This is a genomic window from Ruegeria sp. N11 (assembly GCF_056531525.1).
Genome location: NZ_JBQFLX010000008.1, coordinates 187,680 through 209,014, shown reverse-complemented (window position 1 = coordinate 209,014; position 21,335 = coordinate 187,680). Strand labels below are relative to the sequence as shown.

Genomic DNA, 21,335 nt, shown 5'->3' with positions numbered 1-21,335 from the left:
GTCATCGACACGCGGCTTACCGTGAGACTTGGGAAAGAAGGGCTCAAGACGCGCCATCTGCGCGTCGGTCAACCAGAAAAGATCAGACATGGTCACCGCTCGATTTTCGAACCGTGAATCACGCAGCCACGCGGAAATCAATGGGTCCTGACCCTACGGGGCTTGTAAATGTATTGAGCTGCTAGCGCGGACATCCGTTTAAATCCGGCAAACCCTCGTCACTGACAACTACGCTTCAGTTGGCGATAGTTCGTCAATAGCACGACCCAGCCGGGCAGCAAACTCGGGAACCAGCATCTTTGGTTTGCGCCATTTGTAAGCCTCCATGTTCTACCAAGCTCATTAATGGGTAACAGTTTCCCATTCGTCATGCTCAGTGCAACGGTCTGTTTAGAAACGAAGTTTGAATCCAGATACTAAATTTACATCTATGGATTACTAAAACCCGAGTATACATCTGGTTGTAGAATTCTCCTCACCAAGGGATAAATGTAGATGAACGTCACGGGAGGGGATGGTGAAACACTATAAGTCGATGCTCGCAACGACGCTAACTGCAATGCTGTTGGTATGTCCCAACCTGAGTATTGCAAATCAAGTCTCGAAACAGATTGAAGCGTTTCTGGTGTCAAGCGACAACGCTGGTAGCGCACTTCCCAACAGCAAAAGCCTGAATGCGAAGGTCCTGGTGCCGCGTTTCTACGAAGAACGGGGCTTTGCGCCGGTATGGACACGCGATGAACTGGTTGACGAACTTTTTGAAGAGTTGGATGGGGCCATTGATCAGGGGTTCAGACCCGATGACTTCAAACTAGACGAACTTCGAACCGCCTTAATAACCTCACAGGGTGGGGATGCCTCGGATCAGGCTTTCTTCGACATTCTGGCGACCGATGCCGCCGTCAAACTTGTGCACCATCTGGTGTTTGGGAAAGTTGACCCAAACGCACTGGACGACGACTGGAACTTCTCAAAACCGGTAGTTCAACAAGATCCAGCCACGGTATTGAACCAGTTTCTTCAGGGGGAGGGCTTTAGCGCATTAATTGAACGCATCGACATCGACAACGCCCAATATGCGATGCTTGTTGACGCACTGAGCAAATACAGAGCCATCGCATCGCAAGGGGGCTGGACCAAAGTTCCCGAAGACACTGTTCTGAAGCCGGAAATGGTGGATCCGGCCGTTGCAAAACTGCGCGAAAGGCTTGTGGCAGAGGGTTATGCTGGAGCAGGCGCTTCGTCGGATACCAGCCAAGATGGTGAAAACCCGGCTTGGGTTTACGATGATAACCTGGTCGAGTTGGTTAAGAGCTTTCAAAGTCGCCACGGGTTGGAAGCAGACGGGGTTATTGGCGGCAAGACGTTCGGGTCACTCAATAAACCCGTAGAAGACCGTGTAAACAAGCTGCGTCTCAGTCTGGAACGAGGCCGTTGGCTGATGCGGGAAATCGACGACGAGTTCGTGCTGGTGAACATTGCCGGCGCCCGCACATACATGGTCAAATCGGATGGTACGCTTTGGACCACCAGGTCGATTACGGGGTCAGCCTATAGAAAGACCCCGGTGTTCCGGGATGAAATCGAATACATGGAGTTCAACCCTACCTGGACCGTTCCCGCTTCGATTTTTCGCAAAGACAAGTTGTCTCGCATCCGCCAGGATCCGACCTATCTGTCGCGTAACAATTATGTGGTGCGGAACAAAGACGGGCAGACAATTCCTGCCAATCTTGTGAATTGGGGGGCAAAGAACCCCGGCGTCACGCTGGTTCAGCAACCGGGCCCGGACAATGCGCTGGGTTTGGTCAAGTTCATGTTTCCCAACAAGTACGCGGTGTATTTGCATGACACCAACGACCCCAGTCTTTTTGACCGAAACGAAAGGAACCTCAGTTCCGGCTGCGTTCGCCTTGAGTATCCGTTCGAATTCGCAAGCCTTCTGATGGAAGGGGAGCCGGACTGGAGCCGACAAAAAATGCAGTCCATTCTGGATAGCGGAAAGACAACCCGCATCAACCTGCCCGAGCCGATGCCGGTTCTCCTGACTTATTGGACGGCGTGGGTTGAGGACGGGGTCGTTCACTTCCGCGAAGACCCATACGAACGGGATGCGCGCATCCTTGCGGCTTTGGACCGCTGAGTGCGCAAAGCGCGGCACAAGGAAACCTTGTTTTCGGGCCAAACTGCCAGAATGGTTGGAGATTTCCGTTTTCGAGGTAAACTAGCCTGTGTGAGCGGCGACAAGGGAACGCATGAGGACTTGGCTATTTAGAATATTCGGCATTGTCGCGTTTCTCGTTTTCGCAGCAATCGCCTTTGCCTGGTTGTTGCTGGCTGCGCCGTTGTTTTCAGACATGCGGCGCGGCCTTGTCGAACAAGTTCTTTCGGAACAAATCGGGCGACCACTTTTGGTCAACGACGATGTGAGCGTCGCGCTTGGACGTATCACGCACATCTATGTCGGCGGCGTGGTTATCCCTAGCTTGACAATGGCAGATACATCACTTGCCGAGCTAAGTCGTCTGGAGCTGGAACTGGATATTGCGGCTTTGGCCAACGGTCGAATTCAGTTTGACAATCTCGTGGTGGACGGCCTTCAGGCCAATTTTCTTACGTCGTCTGACGGCACGACAAGCTGGCAAAAGGGTCAAACGCCACCAAAGCCAAAACCCGCAAGCGCTCAGTCAGAGGACAATCAAGACGCTTTGGCCGAGGTCGAGGAGCCCGCCGAGAGTAACGCGGAAGGCAGCGGAATCCTCGCATTTCTCAGCGACAAGAACGTGAGTTTCAGTTCGATAGGGCTGACCATTGATGACCAAGTCTCGGGCTTTTCGTTTGTGTTTGACCTTCAGTCGCTCGGCCTCGAACAGGTGGATGACGGACAAAGAACAAAGGTCTCAGGGGCAGGTGCCGTCAATGGCCAAAGCTTCAAGATAGACGGCGATTATCCGCACGGCGCGCCGTTTACGACGCGCGCCAATTTCGGGGAGATGACGGTCAACTACGATGGCGAGCCGTTGTCGGAGGACAAAGGCGGAGGCTATCGCGCTGTCCTGCAGATGGACACTGGTGAATTCGGTGATTTTCTTGAAGTCATCGGGTTGGAGCGCGTTCTAGAGGGGAATGGCCAACTTGAAGCCGAGCTTGTGTCGCAGGACACTCTGAAAATCGAGAGTTTCGCAACCACGATTAGCCTCGCGGAGGGACAGCAGCTTTCGGCTGAGGGGTCCATTGAAGACCTCTACGCAGCCCAAGGCGTCGATCTGCTTTTTGACGCGCGACTTCACCCCGAAGGACAGCCACCGCAAGCAGCCAAGAGTATCCGGGAACTGAAGTTTACGGCGTTTGAAATGCACATGGTTGGATCGCTGGAGTCATTCGAGTTTGAAGAGCTTCTGTTTCAAACCAACGCATTTGACCAAGGATTGGACGTTATTGGGCCAGCCTCCATCGAACGCATTCGCCGTATGCCAGATGGTCGGCTTGCGATGTTGGGCATTACCTTGCAAGCCGGGCCGGTCGAGGATCCGGTCCTCAAGGCGGAAGGCGAAATCCTTGACCTGCTTCAGCTTCAGGATGTGACATTTGAGGGAACCCTAAACGGACCTGCCAGATTGATTCTGCCAAATCTGGATGAAGATTTCGTCGACCAGTTTGGTGGTATTAACGCCGACTTCAGCCTGTCCAACAAGGGTGGGCCGGTTTCTCTCGACAGGTTCAACGCAACCACCTACGGTACCGATCTCTGGGCGCTCGATCTAGCGCTGTCTGTGAACGAGATCAAAGGGTTGGCAGGTCTCGATTTCGACGTTGAACTGGATGTGGGTGACGGGGCCGAGTTTCTGACCGCGCTCAATCTGGAACCTGTCCCAGTTGGTGCGCTGGCCATTGATGCAGAAACCTCGAAACAGGGCGACGATTTCGATGCCTCGATCGTGTTTGAAGCCGGGTCGTCACACCTTCTGGCCGCATTGGGCGCAAAGTTTCCCGAGGGCGCTTCTGTTGTTCGTGGCAACGTTACAAGCGAAAGGCTCGATCTTGGCGACCTGAAGAACCTGACTGCGACGCTGAACCAACTTAAGAGCTTGGTGGGCGAGGCCGCGAAAGAAGTTGAAACCGACGTACAGCCCCTGGTTCTGCCGAAGGAAACGGATGTCCAGCCGTTGGTCTTGCCCAAGGAGAATGGCAAGCCTGCCGATCTTCTGGATGTGCAGCGGGTGCTGCAAGAGGCTGATGTTGAGGTGCAGATCGAATTCAAAGAGATTGTAGGCCAACAAGGGGTAACATCTGTTTCAAGCCAGTTGTCCGCAAAGGAAGGGACGGTTGATTTTGGCCCGCTCCAGATGGCCTATGGTGGTGGAAACTTCAGCCTGCGGGCGGTGATGGACCTGATTGACTCACCCGACTGGCTTTCCTTGTCCGGCTCCACGTCTGGATGGGAGTTCGGTGAGATCCTTGATGAACTGGGTATCGGAATCGATGCCTATGGGCGTTTGAGCGGTGAGTTCAACGTTTCGGGCAGTACGGCGTCCGGCAAAGCCTTCATCAATTCAATGCGCGGCGACGCCTCTTTGTCGATGTCGCAAGGCTATGTCAGCACCAGCCTGCTGGAACTGGCAGGGCTTGGTATTTTCCCGTGGCTGTTCTCCGAGGAGTTTCGTCAAGGGTACACCGACATCACCTGTGTGGTGGCGCCAGTACGCATTGAAGCCGGACAGGTGAGCTCGAACTCCATAGTGGTTGAGACGGGCTCGGTCCAATTGGTGGCCAGGGGGCAGGTAGACTGGTTGAACGATACAATTGCGATCAGAGCGGAGCCCCGCCGGGTTGGTAAACCTTTGTCCCGAAGTGCATGGCCGTTCGATGTGACCGGTCGGCTTTCATCGCCGAAATTCAAACTGGACGTGGGCGGTTCAAGAAGTGAAGCACCTGATGGTGCAGACGAAATGCCGGCAGACAGGCAACCTTGCGTGCCGGATATTTCCCAATTGGAATAGCCTGGCATGGTCTTATTCGTTTAGCGGTTGCGGCTGTTCTTCCTGACACGCCAGAACGGCCTCAATGGCTTTGGCGGACCCACTCAAATCGAGCTCTACCTCGGTTCCACTTTCGCCAATGATCGTGACGCTTTGACGCTTTCCGAATTCACCTACAAATGCAGGGTTATCGAAATAGGCGTAACCTCCCGGGACGCCATTCTTGAAAACCCCGACCGCTTCGCCTTCGAACTTAGCGTCACCGAAATCGAACTTAACAATCCCCGTCGCCCCATCCTCGATCTGAACCCAGGCCGGATTGTAGGCTGCGAAAAAGCCGCCACCCTGTTTGGGGGCGGCCCCTATTTCGACCGTCATATCGTTTTCAAAGGGTTTCCAGGCGAGACACCCGTTGCCTTTCTCAGGATCAATCAGGATTTTCCAGTCTCCGGACTTACCCCATTGTTCCATACCGGCAGCGAAAGCAAAGCTCCCACTAAGCACGAAAGCTGCGGACAGTGCCCATTTTATCATCTGAAACCTCCAAACGCCCTGAAGACTACATCTGTAACTCTACCTGTTGCGCGGCCCCGATCCAACTGCTCCCATAGTGGGCAAGGTCACTTGGTTTGTTCGGCTGTATTCGCGAGCTTTCCGTCCCATTCCTCTGTCGGAACTTTCGGTTCTGGTGGGTCCGCAATGTAGGACGGCGTCATTATCTGCGTTCCGTTTTCATTGAACACGTCGACAATGTTCTCATGAAGATCGGACAGTATCTTGGGCAGGCTCGATCCACGAGACGTGTACGCATTGATTTCATAGTTGATTGCGTAGTCGGCCAACTGGGTCCAAAGCACAAATGGTTCAGGGTTCTTTTTCAATCCTTGCGTGCGATGGGCTGCTTCCACAAGCATCGCCTTGATCTTCTTTGGTGACTCTTCGTATCCAATTCCCACCGTCGTATGCACCAATATCCCGCGACCATCCACTTTTCGCGAGTAATTTATGACTTCGGAATTGAGAAGCTGCGCGTTTGGAATACTTATCATTTCGTTTTTGACGGATTTGATAAGAGTTTCCATCAGCTTTATCTCGGTGACGTCCCCGATCTTGTCGCCGACCTTAATGCGATCACCTACGTTTGTACTGCGCCTGTAGATAACGAACAAACCAGCCATCATGTTTGAAACAACGGTGTTCGAGCCAAGCGAAACCATGATGCCGGCCAGAATTGTCAGACCCTGAAAGGCACGGGAGTCAGATCCCGGAATATAGGGGTACGCAAACACCAACGCGATCACGATGATCAAAGCCCTGACCAACATGTTCGTGGGTGCAATCCAGTGATCTTCGAAGTCCTTGAGCTCGAACACGCCGCTCTCAAGGTTTTCAAAGAACAGATCGATGCCGCGAATTGCCATCCGCGTCACAGCGGCAATGATCACAAGCATGATCAGGTTTGGGATGTACCCCACGATAGCCAACACGACACTGATGAGCGGCTCGCTGATGTATTTCAAAAGGATCTGGGCGATGTCCTGTGTTTCCGCGAAAGACAGCAGCACCAATGAAAGGTAGTAGTAAAAGAAGAACAGAAACAGGACCCACATCAATATGTGGATCGAGTAAACGATGATCGAGGCAATTGCCCTGCTTCTCAAGATCGACTTGGTGGCCTCCTCGACGCCTTCTGCTCTCTTCTCCAGACTATTTCTGATGTATCTCAACAGCTTTCGCCGCTTTGCAAAAAACCCATAAGACGCAAGGGCAAAGATCACCGTCCAGGCAAATGCAGCCATCGCGCTGTCGACTCTGCCCTCATTGGACCTGGCATCCCGGTATTGCAGGATCGCAGCCTCGATCGCCTCTGCTTGCAGCCCGGCTAGGACTTCGATCGCCATCTGTTCATGCTCGGCATCCGCTTGGGTGGTTATCGTAACCATTTGCCCGTCGGCGCGGATCAGCTTCCCGAATTCAGCGTCCGAAATCAGCAACTGGACAATTGACTTGTTGGAAGCATCAGCGACCTGGGCTATCCGTTCTTCGATTTTTCTGGCTCGTTCCGTGGCAGGCAAAGCACTTGAGCCTCGAACCACGAACAACTCCTCACCGTCGATAACGACCGGAGCGATAAATTCTGGATCCTCTCTTTCTTCCGGCGGGGTAAGAGTTTCTTCTGACTGGGCAAATGCGACACCGCACACAAGCAGAAAGGACGCGAACCAAAGCGATACAGCTCTCATGACTTTGCTCCCTCCACGGGTATCAGATGAACATCCCGTTGTGGGAAGGGGATCGAAATGCCCTCTTGGTCGAACTTCTCTTTCGCTTGCCCAGTGAGGTCCCAATAGACCGTCCAATAGTCTTCGGACTTGGACCATGGGCGACAGAAGATATTGACCGAACTGTCTCCCAGCTCTCCTACGAAAACCTCGGGTTCTGGCGTCTTCAGACATAGCTTGTGCTGCGCCACCAGGTCTTTGAGAACTTCAATTGCCCGGGCCGCGTTGTCCGAATACGCGATGCCGAAAACCAGATCGATCCGACGTTCTTCCGACGCGCTTACGTTGGTTATCACGTCGCCCCAAATCTTGCTGTTCGGAACCACGATAATCTGGTTGTCGAATGTTCTGATTTTCGTTGAAACCACGGACATCTCGTCCACAAAGCCCGATGAACCGCCGACCTGTATATAGTCGCCAGTGTCGAACGGTTTGAGGACCATGATCATCAGGCCGCTTGCCAAGTTGCCCAACGTTTCTTGCAATGCAAAGCCCAGGATGAAGGACAAACCGCCCAGTATGGCAAACAGGGGTGTAACGTTCACGCCGAACAGTGCCAAAACGACCAGTATGCCAAGGACAAATACAGCCCAATATACGGTTGTGGCCACAAACCTTTTCAGCATCCTCGAAATCGTCGGAATTTTGTTTAATCCACGTTCGGTTACCCGTCGCACCATTCGGGCGACGAACATCATGGCCCAGACGGCCAGCAAGACCCCCAGACCAGCCATCAGCAGACCGATGCCCCCGTCCCAGGAAATCAGCCAGGCCCAGGCGTTCTGGAAAAGTGTTTGAAGATCAGTTGTTTTTAGGGCGCCGGCTTTCAGAGCGAGAATATAGTCGGTGTGCGGTGTCAGATCCTCGGCCTTCGCACCTTTCAATGTCCATGCCTCGAGCACCACGCGATAGCTGTCCAAAATTTCGGATCCGGTGTCATTCAAGGAAGACAACTGCGATCTCAAGCCATCTTCTTGAGTTTCGCTTGCTGACCGGAGTCTCAGATTAATCCGAGCAATGTCTTCGAGCTGAGAGCGCACATATCCCTGCCAAGTGGTTGCGACCTCGCTAAGCTCCTCAGCGGTCAAGGGGACTAGCAGGACTTCCAGGTCATCCGCCGATATTGCCTGATCGACGACCTCATCCAGAAGACTACTATCTTCCACTTCAACGGTTTCCGGCTCGGCCGTCGTTTCTTGCGCGCTGGCAGGAAACGTAGTTGAAATCGCTGCGAACCAAAGAAATAGCCAAATAAGCCCGGCTCCGAGTGGTCGTCTCATTTCTCTGTCCCCTCCTTCTATAACGGTTGAAAAAAGCACACAGAGACGCAACAAATCTACACTCATGTTTGAAATCGAATGTTTTGGTGTGATGAACTTGTTGCACGAGGGCTCTGTCGAACCAAAATGATACAGCTCTGGAAAGCTCCACAAATTAGCTCCATGTGACTTCAGTAAGGCTACTTTTGGATGAGCTTCCTGGATAGGCGTATCCGTTTGCTTTCAAACGGAAAAATTAACTGAAGATGAACGGGGCGTTTTCAGTGCGTTCAAAGCTGGTCAAGCATAGTCACCTTTAGGCTGTGAAGCTAAGTGAAAAGCATGTGTCTTGAGGGGGGGAAACAAAACGTTCGAAGAAGGCTGGATTGTTTGAAAATTACGGTCTTCGACCTCTAACTCATACTTCCAGGGGGTCATCTACAGATTTGAACGGCAGAAGTTTCTCGACGCCTCAATAGAAGCGAATTCAATTTGCTAAACAGAACGTTGGGCTATGAGTCTGAGCCGCGTGTCCGGTGACATGTTTGAGTATTGAGTTCGTTGATAGTGAATAAAGTGGGCAATAAGAAACCTAAGTTCGAAAAGCTGCCCGAACGGGTGTTCTGGGCTTGTCTCTTCATCACCGTTGTTTTTCTTCGGTGCTTTTCGGGATAGTCGCGCAAAGGAAAAACTGGCCGCCTGTTCCACAGCTCCGCTCAGTTTACAAAGTCCTATTCGTGGACAAATCCCTGACACGAGAGGCGCGGGCATACCATAAACATCTTCAGCCGACGCGCAAACAAGGCAGCGGTGTTGTAATCAATAGTCAGCCGGGCCGTCAGGACACCATTCTGCTGATGGGTTTCTTTGACGGTGAGAACCAGGTCAGGCTTGTGAACCGTGACGGTAGCGTCATCCGCAAGTGGTCGTTGAATTACACTAAGCATTTTCCCGATGCCGACACACGCCCTTGCGGTCATCTCACCAACCCTTTGATGACGGACGTTCATGGCGCATTGCTGATCGAGAAAGGCGAGCTTGTCTTCAGTTATGAGTATTGCGGAGCTGTGAAGCTGGACCGATGTTCCGGGGTTCTCTGGACGCTAAACGAAAAAACCCACCACTCGATAGTTACATCGGAAAACGGAGGATACCTGACGCGTGGCCGGGACGAATGGATGGCATCTGAAGTTGTTGATCGCTTTCCACCCTTTTCGACCCCCGCAACAAACGAGACGATACTGGAAGACACCATCCTGAGACTCGATCAACAGGGTCAGGTCCTTGAGCGCGTTTCGATACCCGGCATCATTATCGACAGCGGGCTGTCCGCGTTGCTGACTGCCAACGGACGGGAGATTAAGCCATCGCATGTGGCGCGTAATGAGTTGGTTCATGCCAACAAAATTGACGAGCTGCCTTTGGAATTGGCGGACAAGTTTCCATTGTTCAGCGCAGGAGATTGGGTGATCTCTATGCGGGGGCTCAATCTTTTGATGGTAGTTGATGCGACCACCCGGAAAGTAAAGTGGTACCAGACGGGTCCCTGGGTTCGGCAGCACGATCCCGAGTTCCGCTCGGACGGGAAAATTTTGATCTTCAACAACAACGCTTACCTTACGTCCTACACACCAACCGAGAAAACCCGGCTGGATGCGCCCCGCGACACCAACATCATTGCGATTGACCCGGTGAGCCGCGAAACGGAAGCCGTATTCGGAAGCAAACCGGGTCAGGAGATGTTGTCGGTCGTACGCGGGCAGCACGAAATTCTGGAAAACGGCGGCATGCTGATCACCGAGTTTGACGCCGGGCGCGTTCTGGAAGTGGACAGAACAGGCAAGGTGATCTGGGAATACGTAAATGAATATGATGACGAATTTGTTGGTGAGATCACCAATTCGAAACTCTATCCACCGGACTATTTTGAAGTCGATTGGAAGGAATGCGCATAATGAACCGGCTTAGCAAACACACGCTCGTAGGCCGCATCGCCCAGCCTATTTTGGTTATCTGCACCGTCTTATTACTGCTGCCGAGCCCGGCACAAGCCTATATCGGCCCCGGAGCAGGGTTAGGCTCGATAGCCGTTACGGTTGCTGTCATTCTGGGTGTGATTTTTCTGATCGTCGGTCTGGTCTGGTTCCCGCTCAAACGGTGGATCGGGGGGCGGAAGAAAAGGGCCGATTCCGCACCATGACGTCAGCGTTAGCCGTTTCTCTTTTGGCGGTTGCAGGGTTCATTCTGGCCCTGTGGCTAACAAACATCGCAGGGACGGCCCAAAACGGTGTGAGCACCTGCATGGCGGGTGTCACTGCACTGTTTGACAATCAGCTTTCGGACGACGCCAAGGAAAAGGCCGCAAGGCAGGCGGGGTTGAAGCTGTTGGCGGGCGGTCTGAATCTGACATGGCGCATCGCGCTGGCCCTGGCTGCGACAGGTCTGCCGATTGCATTGGCGGATTGGGCAGGCGTTGTGGCAGGTGAAGCGGTACTTGGGCTCATGCTTCGCCTGGATTACATCGTTGTGGTATTGGTTGTTGCCTTTGCGGGCGTCAAGATTGTCAGCTGGCTACGTCGTGCCGATGCTTCGGAAGATAATGAAGGGGGTCAGTACTCGTCGATCGACCAGTTTGTGCATAATCTTGCATTTTCAGGCCCGGCGGTGCTGAAACTGGGCGCGCGGCTAGAAGATCGCCTGGTAAGGGTGTCTTGCACTTCTGATGGGCAGCGACCGGTATTCGTAACCTCTCTCGCTCGCGGCGGCACAACGGCAGTCCTCAACGCACTGCACGATGCGCCCGAAGTAGCTACGCATATGTACCGGGATATGCCATTTATTACGGCTCCTGTTATGTGGAACAAAATAGCCGGCGGTCAGCATCGCGGCGTCCGGCGGCGGCAGCGCGCCCACGGCGACGGGATGGAGATCGACCTTGATAGCCCGGAAGCGTTAGAGGAAGTGCTTTGGAAAGCGTTCTGGCCAGAACGCTACCGGGGGACTTCGATTCCACTTTGGGACGTTGGCGACACAGACCCTCGGGCAGACCAGTTTTTGCGACAGCACATGAGCCGCATCATCAGAGCGCGGAACTGTCAGGCGGGTCCAAATGACGTGCCGAAAACGCGCTATTGCTCCAAGAATAACGCGAACATTGCCCGAATTCCCTATCTGCTCAAATCCTTCCCGGATTGCCGGATTGCCGGATCGTGGTTCCGGTTCGGCGACCGGAATGCCATGCCGAGTCTCTGCTTCGCCAGCACAACAATTTCAGCAAGCTTCAGGCTCGGGACAGTTTCGTAACCCGAAACATGGCCGATATCGGACATTTCGAGTTCGGAGATCTGCATAAACCCTTCTTGTTTAAGGACTTCAATCCGGTCGGCAAAGACACACATAGGCTGGACTATTGGCTGGACTACTGGATCTGCGCCTTCAAGGCGCTTCTGAAGCATAAGGATCAGTGCATTTTGTTGTTTCAGGACGACCTGCGTAGCGCCCCACAGGCAACCATGGAAACCTTGTATGACTTGCTTGGGCTGTCACCCGCCACCCAAAGCTTTGAACAGTATTTTCATTCAAAACCCGACCTGGTCAGGACCGATAACTTTGAACTTTCGCGACTGCGAGATGCCCATGAAATCTATGCTGCTCTTAGGGATCACTCCATCACCACCGGATCGGCAGTTGCATCCAATCGAGCTTGAAGCAACTGGTCTAAGCACCAATGGCTAACTAAGCAAATTCGAATTTTACCCGTTCCCGTAAGCTGGACCGCCATGCTTCAACTGGCGCCAGCATGAGAACCCAATGGGATCACGATGCTGCACCTCAGACCACCGAGTTCTTCCGACCTGCCCAGATCAAGACTGGCACCATATGCCGTGAGCAGATCCACTGCGATTGCCAGCCCCAAGCCGCTGCCGGTGACGGATGTGTCGAGCCTCCCCCCGGACCGAAGCGCTTCGCGTCGGTCATTTTCGGGAATTCCCGGTCCGTCGTCTTCGATCCGAATTTCGATAAACTGGTCCTGCCGCGTCGTTGTCACCTGCACAATCTGCCGGCACCATTTCATTGAATTGTCCAGAAGGTTTCCTAGAACCTCTTCGATGTCCTGCTTGTCCATTCGAACCCACAGGCCGGGAATGGTCGCCACCTTTAATGTCTTCTGTTCACGCTCGGCCATCAGGGAAAACAGCTTTGCAAGCCGGTCGATGGAATTTGACAGGTCTGTACGGGAATGGGTCAGTTCGGCAGTGTTCATCGCGCGCATTCGCGCCAGAGAGCGGCCAAGTTGCGCATCGATCCGATCCAGAGATTCCTGTGCGGTTTTGATGTCCACCCCGGCCTCGGACAAACTATCCAGTTCATTCTGCAAAATCGCGGCCGGTGTCTTCAGCGCATGTGCAAGATCAGCCGCCTGCCTGCGGGACCCGGAGACAATGTCGCGGTTGCGTTGCAATAGCTGGTTGAGGCCCTGGACAAGCGGCGACACTTCCTCGGGGTAGTCTTCCGGTCTGAGGTCTTCGTCCACGTTCCAACGCTGGGCCACATCTGACCGCAGTTTGCGAAGCGGCCCAAGAATGGCCGACATCAGCAACAGCGAACCGGCGATGCCTATCAGGCCAACCAGCCCAAAAACCGGGATTAGGCTGCGTTGTGCGGCCCGGCGTTCCGCGATGAGCTTGTCGCGGTTTTCAGCGACGCTGATGCCCCAGATCGTGCCATCTTCATAGGTGATCTTCTGATATATGCCGCGGACCGCTTCATTCTCCGGCCCATCGGTGTTCCACAGCATAACTGTGTCGGGTGCATCTTGCGGCTCGGCGAGGGTTTCATCGAAAAGGGAAGCCGAGGAGTAAACTTCGCCTGCCTCGCTTGTCACTTGCCAGTATCGCCCGGAATATGGAGTACTGTATGCCGGATCGAAAATCAGATCACGCAGTGCTTCGGGATTGTCGGTGGTGACACTCAGTCCAACGATCAGTTGTGTGTGCCGGTCCCGAAGCGTTGTATCGAACTGCTGGGAAACCCGGGAATCGATGTAGGAAAAAACCGCCAGCGTGCCCACACCCACAGACATTGCTCCGGACAATATTCCGCCCAGCAATGCCCGTTGTCGCAGCGAAAGCATCAGGCAGAATCGATCATGTATCCGCGACCCCGAACCGTTGTGATCAGGTCCGGTCCCAGCTTCTTGCGCAGGCGCGTAATAAATACGGCAATTGTGTTGGAATCCCGATCCTTGTCATACTCATAGATATGTTCCGACAATTCAGTGCGCGAGATCAGGCGCCCGGGGTTATGGGCCAGATAGGTGAGGACGGCGATTTCCTGTGCGGTCAGATCAACCGGAATTCCGTCCACGGAGACACGCCCGTTTCTTGTGTCCAAAAGGACGCTTCCCATTTCGATGACCGGGTTCAGCTGTCCGCTCTGTCGCCGTAAAATCGCACGGACGCGGGCCGCCAGTTCGGGCATGTGAAAAGGCTTGGTCATATAGTCATCTGCACCTGCATCCAGACCGTCCACCCGCTCGCTCCAGCCGTCTCGGGCGGTCAGGATCAGAACAGGCGTCTTTATTCCGGCACTGCGCCAATCTCGCAAAACGGAAATCCCGTCACGTTCCGGAAGGCCGATGTCCAAAATGATCATGTCGTAGGGTTCAGTCGACCCCATATGCAGCGCATCAACCCCGCTATGGACTACATCGACGATCCGACCTTCGGCGCTCAGTAGTTTTTTGATCTGCTCGCACAGGCGCGGTTCATCTTCTGCAAGTAGGATTCTCATGATTTGAAACTACAGGCGAATTGATGACGGATCATCAGTTATTTCTTGCCACCGCCATTGCCGTTGCCGCCGCCATTACCGCCACCGTTGCCGCCGCCATTACCGCCACCGTTGCCGCCGCCATTACCGCCACCGTTGCCGCCGCCATTACCGCCGCCGTTGCCGCCGCCATTACCGCCACTGTTGCCACCGGCGTTTCCATTGCCGTTGCCACCAGCGTTTCCATTGCCGCCGCGATTGTTGCCGGAATTACCTCTGCTGTCGCTGTTGGCACTTTTGCTATTGGTATTCTGCACGCTTCCTCTACCGGAATTGGCCGAATTGCCGGGTTTCGCCCGCGCTGCATTTGTAATCTCGCGGCTGACGCGAGACCGGTTGGACACGACGACACCCGTCTGGGCGTCCACGATGACGCTGATGATCTTCCCGTCCGGTTTCTTGACCAGGATACGATAGTAAACCTTATCGGATTCAAAGGCGCGGGCGTCGACGGGGGTTCCGCCGAAAACCTTTTCAACACCTCTGATAACCCTCTTCAGGCGAATGGCACCGCCTGATGTTGTGGCGTGCCGCAATTCGGATTGTTTAAGCTCGCGCACAGCAGCGTTGCCGTCACCTGTCACAAAACAGGTAATCAATCCCGCAGTTGCAAGCAGGTTCCCCAATCCTGAAAGTCTTAGCCGCACAAACATACTCAAACTCTACCGGCTTCAATGTGAACTGGTGATGAACCAGCAGTTAGGCGTGAGTTCAACCACAATATGGTCAAATGGGGTCAAATACATTTGCGTCCAACATGAAATGTTGACGCCTGAAGCAACACTGAGCCCGTGAGGTCCGTTATGAAAACCAAATTTTCCGGTCTGCTGAAAGCCTCCGCAGTCGCGATCTCCCTGATTGGGTCAACCGCGATCGTCGCGGCGTTCACGTTTCCCGACATTGCTTATGCGAAAGAAGGAAAAGGTGGTGGAAATGGCGGCGGCAAAGGAGGAGGTAAAGGCGGCGGAAACGACGGCGGTAATGGTGGCGGCAAGGGCAACGACAGCGCCGGAAAGGGGAACAAAGGTGCCGGAAAGGGTCAAGACGCCAAAGGCAAAGTGACTTCCAGAGGCGGCAGCAAGAAGTCCGCCGGGAAGACAGGTGGCAGAAAGTCCGCTTCCGGAAGCGGGAAATCGAACACGTCAAAGAGCAGCAATTTCTCTCTGAAAGATTTGTTTACGGGCAAGAAATCCAGCGACCGAACAGAAAAACCCAAGCGGAAATCGCAGCGCGTGGCGCGGAGCACCGAGTCTACCGTGCAAGTTGCAAAATCCGTTCGGCCTCTGTCCCGCAAAAAAGACGAATCATGGGCTGAAATTCTGGGCGCACACCCCTCTGAACTGGGTGCGTTGAATGCTGCTCACGCCAGTGAGACCGCTCTGAAGAACGCCGCGCCCAACTCGCGTGTCGGTCGTATTGCAACATACCGCGATACGGTTTTGGAAGGAGACGAACTGCGCGACGACCTGCAAGACGCCCAAGATCTTCTGAACGGACTGGAACCACCTTCACGTCCCATAGGTGAAATCGAAGATGAACTCGAAGCGGCCGAAGCTGATGTGCGCGCGGATGAAGAGCGCGTGGCGGAATTGGAACAGGAACTTGCCGACGCCGGGGGTACAGACCCACATATCGAAGCGCAGTTGGACGAGGCGAATGCCGAACTGCAGGAATCTAGGGACACCGCTGCCGAGCTAGCTGCCGAACAGGAAGCTGCAAGCAATTACGACGACGCTGTTTCTGAAGTTGAGGACCTGCAGGGCCAGCTGGAGGATCAGACGCTTAGGGAACGTGAGGCGTTGGAGAATGCGGCCAACAAGCCGGTCACAGATGAAGTCGAAGCGGCGGTTAAGTCGTTGCTGGGGTTGTAAATCAGGAGTTTCGCGCCTTTCCGAATTCGGAGGCGCGAGAGGTCGGGCCAGCCAAATCATTTCCAACCCCTTGGCTGGCCCATCACCTACTGAACGCCAAGACATAACTCGGATCACATCTGAATATGCAAAGAAAAAGCCCGCTCTGGCGCAGAGCGGGCTTTAGCTTCGTATTGTTCCCGGGGAAGACGACACCCAAGGGAACCGAGAGATCGTCTGCGGTAACTCAGACGTCCCTCATCGCCTCAATCAGTCGCTTGTTATTCACAATATTGATGAGTGCGTTTTCAATAGGAGGGAAGCGACCGCTGCTCGAATCTTTGTTTTTCGACACGCCGCTGCAGACGACAGCGCTGGATGATTGCTTTGCCGCGGGGGGGGTGTGCATCGCAATCGCTGTGGTAGTTTTTTCCATGCATGTTCCCTTCCATCAAACCGGACGCATTTCGTTCCGTCCGACTTAGTGAACCCACTATGGTCGAAAACGGTTGAACACATAGAGAATACATTGTTCACTTTCAGTTAATGTTGTTGTCAGGTTGTAAACAAAGAGCCTGAGGTAGTCCTTTTCGCGCGCAATTTTGCTGTGCGCAGACGGTTTTTTCGAGAAACCGAGTTCCCTTACGACTGTTACAACCCGCCCGTTAATTACTCGCGAGGGTAATTGAAACACAGTTCAGCGCGAGGTCGCCTATGGTGAAGCTATCATCGCCGACCGTGTAGTCTCCGTTTCGATAGGGGTCCGACACAGGCGGAAAGTTCCGCCAGTGCTATTGCCAGAACCGTGCCTTGGACCGAGACTCTATTCTTGACGCGTTGCCCGACTGATCAAAACCGCAGGGACAGGCAAGACATGCCGCCGTCCAGCTTGGCGCAATCGGTGTTGTCGATCTGGATAACCTCATATCCCGCTTTGTCCAACATCTCTGCCGTGCGTGGAAAACCAGCGGCCATAAGAACAAGGTTGTTGAAGCGGATAGCATTTGCGGCGGCTTCTTCACCATCGGCCACATGCAGGACTCTGTAGCCTTCGAAACAGCCTGACGCATCAAGGCGCCTGGTCGACAGGATCGTCTCGGCATCCATCAACGAACAATCCGTTTTGAAATGCAAGACGCCGTCCGGCGTAAAGACTTCACGCAGGGAGTGGCCCCATTCACTGGCGATCTTGGTCAGTTCTGCCACGCCTGCAGCATCTGTGCGGTCAGAGCGGCCGACAAGGATTTCTTTTCCGGTCACCAGAATATCGCCGCCTTCGACATGGCCGGGGCCTTTGATCTCGCGAACATCGTCATAGCAGGCGCGGATTGTCGGTGCCATTTCAGCCACCTCGCCCAGCCGCGAGGGCGCGCCGGGTCGCATCAGGATAGCGCCTTGCGGTAGGCACAGCGTAGTGTCTTCGACAAACTGGGCGTCCGGGAACGCGTTAAGCGGTTCAAGCTCAATGACGTCGGCCCCGGTGCTGCGCAGGGCTTCGACATAGGCTGAATGGGCAGCCAGCATACCATCCAGGCTGGGATTGCCGATGTCCTCGGCGCGCAGACCGTCAGCAATGGTCGAGGCGGGCCTACGGGTGATGGCCCGGGTAAACTCAAAGGTCGGATTTCGCATTGGTCACTCCTGATCCGGATTGCGTCCGGCAATGTCAATTTCCAGAATGGAGGGGCAATTCTGAGCGCTGGCCGCTGCCAGAGCGGTCGCAATGGCCCTCGGGTCTGGTGGTACGCGTGTGTAGGGTATGCCGAACGAGGCAGCCGCGGCGGAAAATTTAGGCGGGGTCGGGTCGCACCCGATCACCTTCACATCCACGGCTTCCATCGAGGTCGCGATTTCGCCGTAACCGTGATTGTTCCAAAGAACAAAGGTGATGCGCAGGTTTTCGTCCACTGCGGCCATGACCTCGGGCAGCGAGAACTGAGCGCCGCCATCGCCAGCGATACAAATGACATGGGCGTCCGGGGCGGCGATCGCAGCGCCGATGGCTGCAGGTATACCATAGCCCAGCGCACCGTATCCGGTAGCGGCATTGAACCAGCCGCCGGGGCGGTCGTGGTCGTAGTAGAGGTTGCCCGCATAGATCGGCTGAGTGGAATCTCCAATCATCAGCGTGCCCGGCACCGCATTGCGCATTTCGTTCAGAATTTGGACCTGAGCACGATAGTTCGGACCGATCTCTTCATACGCGGCGGTGCGGGTCTTTTCAGCGCGGGCCACCCCTGCGTTTTGGTTTGATTTGCCGGGCAGGGCTTTCAACAACGCGGTCATAGCTTCGTCAGCGCGGCCTTCGATAGCAATCGCGACATCGTGGCGAGCCAACTGGTGCGGACAAATGTCAACGCGTATAAGCCGGGACATGGCCGCAGTTTTCCCCGTTGCATACATATCATAATCGGTGGGGCCCAGCTCGGTCCCCACAGCGAGGACACAATCGGCATCTTCGATAAGTGCTTGGACGGACTTCAGGCTGGGGCTTGCTGGTACGGTAAGCGGATGACCATGAATCAACCCGCGGGCATTCGCGGTTTGCACGACCGGCGCATCGAGGCGTTCTGCCAGAGCTTGCAACTGCGATCCGGCCGATTTTGCTCCGCCGCCAGCAAGGATGACCACTTTCTTCGCCGCCGATAATTGGTCTGCCGCGTCTTGAATCCGTGTTGGGTTCAATGCCGGGCAGGCCTTGGCACTCGGGGCCACGGCGCTCTGCGCTGCGAGTCCTGCGACATCCAGCGGGATCTGGATATGAGTTGGGCCGGGTCGACCCGCGGAGTAGGGTGCAAAAGTGCGGTCCAGAGCGGTGCCCAGGTCGTGAGCCTGCTCGACATGCTCGGAAACCAGCGCAACAGTTTTGGCCAGCGCGTGCTGATCGGGCAGTTCGTGCAGATGGCCAAGTCCCCGATTCAAGGTGCTGCGTTCGTTAACGCCTGAAACCACCAGCATTGGGACTGAGTCCGCCCGGGCCTGGGCCATTGGTGTCAGCGTGTTTGTCAGGCCAGGACCCGTGATCACAAAGGCAACGCCCGGTTTCCCCGAGACACGGGCATAGCCGTCAGCCATGAAGCCAGCGCCCTGTTCGTGTCGTGGTGTCACGTGACGGATGCCAGAGGCTGCAAGACCGCGATAAAGCTCGACCGTATGCACGCCGGGAATGCCAAAAACACAGGAGACTCCCCTTTGCCTCAACTCGGCGACCAGCGCTTCGCCGACTGTTTGGTTGGTCATGCAACGCTCCGTTTCTTGCGGTTTGCGTGGGCGACGATGCGGTCCAGTGCGGTGGCAAAACTGTCGTCGTCAATGGTGAGAGCAACCCGAACCCAGTCCCTGAGGCTTTCGCCAAAGGCAGAGCCGGGCATGACCGAAACACCATGCTCCAGCAGGTCCCAGGCATAGGCGTCGCCGTCCAATCCGCTGGCCGAGACGTTGACCAAGGCAAACATGCCGGCATCGGGCCGGTGGACGGTCAGCCCGGATTCGGTGTGCAGACGGTTTTCCAGCAGCGCAGCACGCGCCGCGAAGCGCGAAGCCATACCGGCAGCCACCGATGACCCCTCGCGCACGGCCTTTTCGGTCATGTCAGCAATAAAGGGCTGGTTGCCAAACAGCATTGTTTCCGAGACTGGCAACAGCGCGGTGCAGAACTCGGCCGGGCCCACACACCAGCCGCTGCGAAAGCCGGGGGCCGCGTGCGACTTGGAGATCGAAGAGACTGTAATGACCCGGTCTGCCAGCGCCGGATCAGAGAGGGGAGATGCAAACTCTGCACCCTCGAAGATCAGATGCTCGTAGACTTCGTCGGATATTATCCAAAGATCGTGTTCTATCGCGAGTTCACCAATCTTCCGAACGTCCTCGGGCGTCAGGATGGCGCCTGTCGGGTTGTGCGGAGTCGTGAGAAGAATGGCGCTGCTGCGGGGGGTAATGTGCGCGGCAAGGTCTTCTGCCTGCAACCGAAATCCGTTTTCGGGGCGTAGCGGCACCGGCACCGGCTCGGCACCTGACGCTCGGATCACGCCCTCATAGGTGGCATACATTGGATCACCTACAAGAACTTCGGTGCCAACTTCTGCGACGCCCTGCATGACAGTGAAAAGGGCGGTCTGGGTGCCGGGAAAGCAAAGTATGTTCTCTGGCAGAAACCGGCGTCCGCGGGTTGCGGTGTAGGCCTCGGCCAGGGCTGCGCAAAGTCCGGCTTCGCCGCGTCCGTTGGAATACCCTGTGCGACCCAATTGCAGCGCGGCCGCTGCCGCGTCGCACAGTTCAGTTGGGGTTGGAACATCTGGTTCGCCAATGGTCATTTCCACGATATCGGCCCCGGCCTCGACCATAGAGCGTGCTTTCAGATGCACCTCCCATTTCCCGCCGCCCAAACCGGCCAGCCGTTCGGTAATTGCTGTCAGCCTCATTGGCGCTCACTCTCCTGCGTTAGATCCAAATCAATGATGGCGGAAACGGATTGCAGCCCGATTTCGACCAGTTCGCCCGGCGCAAAAGCATCGGGAAGGGCGCCGCCCTCAAGCCAGAGGCCGTCAATAACCGCGTTGCAGGCGATGGCCAGTTGACGCAGGCGGGCGGGAGAGGGGGCGCGGCCCGCTTCTTTCATCGAAGCGGCGATCAGCCCCTCCAGTTGGTCGCGAAAATAGGCGTATGTGCGTTCGTGCGTCGCCTTCATCTGTGGGTCGCGCTGCACCTTGTTCAGAAAGCTGGCCCACAGCGCGATTGCCCTTGGGTCGACAACCGGGGCTGTCAAAGACGCCGTCACAAAAGCGATCAACCGGGCGCGTGCGCTGGCCGCCGCGCCGTTTGCCGGGGCAAAGGTTTGATCCGTCATTGTGTTCATGTGGTGCTCGTAAGCGGCGACGATCAGTTCCTCTTTGGAACTGAAATAATGCCGGATCAGTCCCTGGGTGACATCTGCGCGCTCGGCGATTCCCCGCACCGTCGCCCCGCGCACGCCTTGTTCGGCCACCAGCTCAAGCGTGGCCAGAATCAGCGCCTCCTGCCGGGATTCAGCCGATTCCCGCCTGAATTTTTTGCGCTCTTCGCTCACGACAGTTCCTTTTTTCTGACGGCTGTAATTATACACTTGCATAATTACTAGGTTCACGGCTTACTGCA

At 55.2% G+C, this 21,335-nt stretch carries 18 protein-coding genes and 1 pseudogene; 7 read left to right on the top strand and 12 right to left on the bottom strand.

Annotation, left to right across the window (positions count from 1 at the left end):
* Window positions 1–90, bottom strand: a pseudogene (locus ACR0J8_RS10895) (IS5/IS1182 family transposase); the annotation flags it as partial.
* 427 nt (window positions 91–517) lie between these two features.
* Here ACR0J8_RS10895 and ACR0J8_RS10890 point away from each other — a divergent pair.
* Together ACR0J8_RS10890 and ACR0J8_RS10885 are read left to right on the top strand one after the other, a co-directional pair.
* Window positions 518–2,143, top strand: a complete 1,626-nt coding sequence (locus ACR0J8_RS10890; RefSeq protein WP_480890138.1) for a L,D-transpeptidase family protein — start codon at window positions 518–520, stop codon at window positions 2,141–2,143.
* 112 nt (window positions 2,144–2,255) lie between these two features.
* Complete coding sequence (locus tag ACR0J8_RS10885) at window positions 2,256–5,000, top strand: AsmA family protein (protein ID WP_480524726.1); 2,745 nt, start codon at window positions 2,256–2,258, stop codon at window positions 4,998–5,000.
* 12 nt (window positions 5,001–5,012) lie between these two features.
* On the opposite strand, the gene ACR0J8_RS10880 is transcribed toward ACR0J8_RS10885, so the two are convergent.
* The 3 genes from ACR0J8_RS10880 to ACR0J8_RS10870 form a co-directional block, all read right to left on the bottom strand.
* A complete protein-coding gene (locus tag ACR0J8_RS10880; RefSeq protein WP_480524723.1) occupies window positions 5,013–5,513 on the bottom strand; it encodes a hypothetical protein in 501 nt (166 codons plus the stop codon).
* 86 nt (window positions 5,514–5,599) lie between these two features.
* Complete coding sequence (locus ACR0J8_RS10875; RefSeq protein WP_480524721.1) at window positions 5,600–7,222, bottom strand: mechanosensitive ion channel family protein; 1,623 nt, start codon at window positions 7,220–7,222, stop codon at window positions 5,600–5,602.
* Window positions 7,219–8,694, bottom strand: a complete 1,476-nt coding sequence (locus ACR0J8_RS10870; RefSeq protein WP_480890134.1) for a mechanosensitive ion channel family protein — start codon at window positions 8,692–8,694, stop codon at window positions 7,219–7,221. Before ACR0J8_RS10870 ends, ACR0J8_RS10875 begins: the two co-directional genes overlap by 4 nt.
* Before the next feature lie 563 nt (window positions 8,695–9,257).
* Between ACR0J8_RS10870 and ACR0J8_RS10865 the strand changes: the two genes are divergently transcribed.
* The 4 genes from ACR0J8_RS10865 to ACR0J8_RS10850 are packed head-to-tail and all read left to right on the top strand — an operon-like array spanning window position 9,258 to window position 12,227.
* Entirely contained in the window at window positions 9,258–10,475 is a 1,218-nt protein-coding gene (locus ACR0J8_RS10865; RefSeq protein ID WP_480524717.1) for an arylsulfotransferase family protein, read from the top strand.
* Window positions 10,475–10,720, top strand: coding sequence for a hypothetical protein (locus ACR0J8_RS10860; RefSeq protein ID WP_480524716.1), 246 nt, complete (start codon window positions 10,475–10,477; stop codon window positions 10,718–10,720). The genes ACR0J8_RS10865 and ACR0J8_RS10860 overlap by 1 nt, the downstream gene beginning before the upstream one ends.
* The gene (locus tag ACR0J8_RS10855) at window positions 10,717–11,823 is read left to right on the top strand and encodes a hypothetical protein (RefSeq protein WP_480890131.1); all 1,107 of its coding nucleotides are present in this window, start codon (window positions 10,717–10,719) and stop codon (window positions 11,821–11,823) included. Before ACR0J8_RS10860 ends, ACR0J8_RS10855 begins: the two co-directional genes overlap by 4 nt.
* Before the next feature lie 8 nt (window positions 11,824–11,831).
* Window positions 11,832–12,227 carry a hypothetical protein gene (locus ACR0J8_RS10850; RefSeq protein WP_480890128.1) on the top strand — a complete coding sequence of 132 codons (396 nt, stop codon included), beginning with the start codon at window positions 11,832–11,834 and terminating at the stop codon, window positions 12,225–12,227.
* Between the two features lie 77 nt (window positions 12,228–12,304).
* Here the strand turns inward: ACR0J8_RS10850 and ACR0J8_RS10845 are convergent, their stop codons facing one another.
* From ACR0J8_RS10845 to ACR0J8_RS10835, 3 genes are read right to left on the bottom strand one after another with little or no spacing between them, the layout of a single operon-like run.
* Window positions 12,305–13,654 (bottom strand): ATP-binding protein, encoded by a 1,350-nt coding sequence (locus ACR0J8_RS10845; RefSeq protein ID WP_480524712.1) that lies wholly within the window; start codon window positions 13,652–13,654, stop codon window positions 12,305–12,307.
* On the bottom strand, window positions 13,654–14,313 hold the full coding sequence (locus ACR0J8_RS10840) for a response regulator transcription factor (protein ID WP_170808303.1): 660 nt from the start codon (window positions 14,311–14,313) through the stop codon (window positions 13,654–13,656). Before ACR0J8_RS10840 ends, ACR0J8_RS10845 begins: the two co-directional genes overlap by 1 nt.
* 38 nt (window positions 14,314–14,351) lie before the next feature.
* Window positions 14,352–15,005, bottom strand: coding sequence for a PepSY domain-containing protein (locus tag ACR0J8_RS10835; RefSeq protein ID WP_480890125.1), 654 nt, complete (start codon window positions 15,003–15,005; stop codon window positions 14,352–14,354).
* 150 nt (window positions 15,006–15,155) lie between these two features.
* Here ACR0J8_RS10835 and ACR0J8_RS10830 point away from each other — a divergent pair, with 150 nt between their 5' ends.
* The gene (locus ACR0J8_RS10830; protein ID WP_480890123.1) at window positions 15,156–16,223 is read left to right on the top strand and encodes a hypothetical protein; all 1,068 of its coding nucleotides are present in this window, start codon (window positions 15,156–15,158) and stop codon (window positions 16,221–16,223) included.
* A gap of 226 nt (window positions 16,224–16,449) precedes the next feature.
* Here the strand turns inward: ACR0J8_RS10830 and ACR0J8_RS10825 are convergent, their stop codons facing one another.
* The 5 genes from ACR0J8_RS10825 to ACR0J8_RS10805 all read right to left on the bottom strand — a co-directional run bounded on the left by ACR0J8_RS10825 (window position 16,450) and on the right by ACR0J8_RS10805 (window position 21,267).
* Window positions 16,450–16,638: a hypothetical protein gene (locus ACR0J8_RS10825; protein ID WP_170617162.1), complete on the bottom strand. Its 189-nt coding sequence runs from the start codon at window positions 16,636–16,638 to the stop codon at window positions 16,450–16,452.
* Window positions 16,639–17,051: 413 nt separating this feature from the next.
* Window positions 17,052–17,834, bottom strand: a complete 783-nt coding sequence (locus tag ACR0J8_RS10820; protein ID WP_480524705.1) for an arginine deiminase family protein — start codon at window positions 17,832–17,834, stop codon at window positions 17,052–17,054.
* Between the two features lie 3 nt (window positions 17,835–17,837).
* Window positions 17,838–19,442 carry a 5-guanidino-2-oxopentanoate decarboxylase gene (locus ACR0J8_RS10815; protein WP_480890119.1) on the bottom strand — a complete coding sequence of 535 codons (1,605 nt, stop codon included), beginning with the start codon at window positions 19,440–19,442 and terminating at the stop codon, window positions 17,838–17,840.
* Entirely contained in the window at window positions 19,439–20,623 is a 1,185-nt protein-coding gene (locus ACR0J8_RS10810) for a pyridoxal phosphate-dependent aminotransferase (protein ID WP_480524702.1), read from the bottom strand. Before ACR0J8_RS10810 ends, ACR0J8_RS10815 begins: the two co-directional genes overlap by 4 nt.
* Window positions 20,620–21,267, bottom strand: a complete 648-nt coding sequence (locus tag ACR0J8_RS10805) for a TetR/AcrR family transcriptional regulator (RefSeq protein ID WP_480524700.1) — start codon at window positions 21,265–21,267, stop codon at window positions 20,620–20,622. The genes ACR0J8_RS10810 and ACR0J8_RS10805 overlap by 4 nt, the downstream gene beginning before the upstream one ends.
* Window positions 21,268–21,335 lie beyond the last annotated feature (68 nt).

Bases quoted from the DNA above. Each gene is read 5' to 3' on its own strand.
- ACR0J8_RS10885 (WP_480524726.1), top strand. From the start codon at position 2,256: ATGAGGACTTGGCTATTTAGAATATTCGGCATTGTCGCGTTTCTCGTT.
- ACR0J8_RS10880 (WP_480524723.1), bottom strand. From the start codon at position 5,513: ATGATAAAATGGGCACTGTCCGCAGCTTTCGTGCTTAGTGGGAGCTTT.
- ACR0J8_RS10875 (WP_480524721.1), bottom strand. From the start codon at position 7,222: ATGAGAGCTGTATCGCTTTGGTTCGCGTCCTTTCTGCTTGTGTGCGGT.
- ACR0J8_RS10860 (WP_480524716.1), top strand. From the start codon at position 10,475: ATGAACCGGCTTAGCAAACACACGCTCGTAGGCCGCATCGCCCAGCCT.
- ACR0J8_RS10855 (WP_480890131.1), top strand. From the start codon at position 10,717: ATGACGTCAGCGTTAGCCGTTTCTCTTTTGGCGGTTGCAGGGTTCATT.
- ACR0J8_RS10850 (WP_480890128.1), top strand. From the start codon at position 11,832: ATGGCCGATATCGGACATTTCGAGTTCGGAGATCTGCATAAACCCTTC.
- ACR0J8_RS10845 (WP_480524712.1), bottom strand. From the start codon at position 13,654: ATGCTTTCGCTGCGACAACGGGCATTGCTGGGCGGAATATTGTCCGGA.
- ACR0J8_RS10840 (WP_170808303.1), bottom strand. From the start codon at position 14,313: ATGAGAATCCTACTTGCAGAAGATGAACCGCGCCTGTGCGAGCAGATC.
- ACR0J8_RS10835 (WP_480890125.1), bottom strand. From the start codon at position 15,005: ATGTTTGTGCGGCTAAGACTTTCAGGATTGGGGAACCTGCTTGCAACT.
- ACR0J8_RS10830 (WP_480890123.1), top strand. From the start codon at position 15,156: ATGAAAACCAAATTTTCCGGTCTGCTGAAAGCCTCCGCAGTCGCGATC.
- ACR0J8_RS10825 (WP_170617162.1), bottom strand. From the start codon at position 16,638: ATGGAAAAAACTACCACAGCGATTGCGATGCACACCCCCCCCGCGGCA.
- ACR0J8_RS10820 (WP_480524705.1), bottom strand. From the start codon at position 17,834: ATGCGAAATCCGACCTTTGAGTTTACCCGGGCCATCACCCGTAGGCCC.
- ACR0J8_RS10815 (WP_480890119.1), bottom strand. From the start codon at position 19,442: ATGACCAACCAAACAGTCGGCGAAGCGCTGGTCGCCGAGTTGAGGCAA.
- ACR0J8_RS10810 (WP_480524702.1), bottom strand. From the start codon at position 20,623: ATGAGGCTGACAGCAATTACCGAACGGCTGGCCGGTTTGGGCGGCGGG.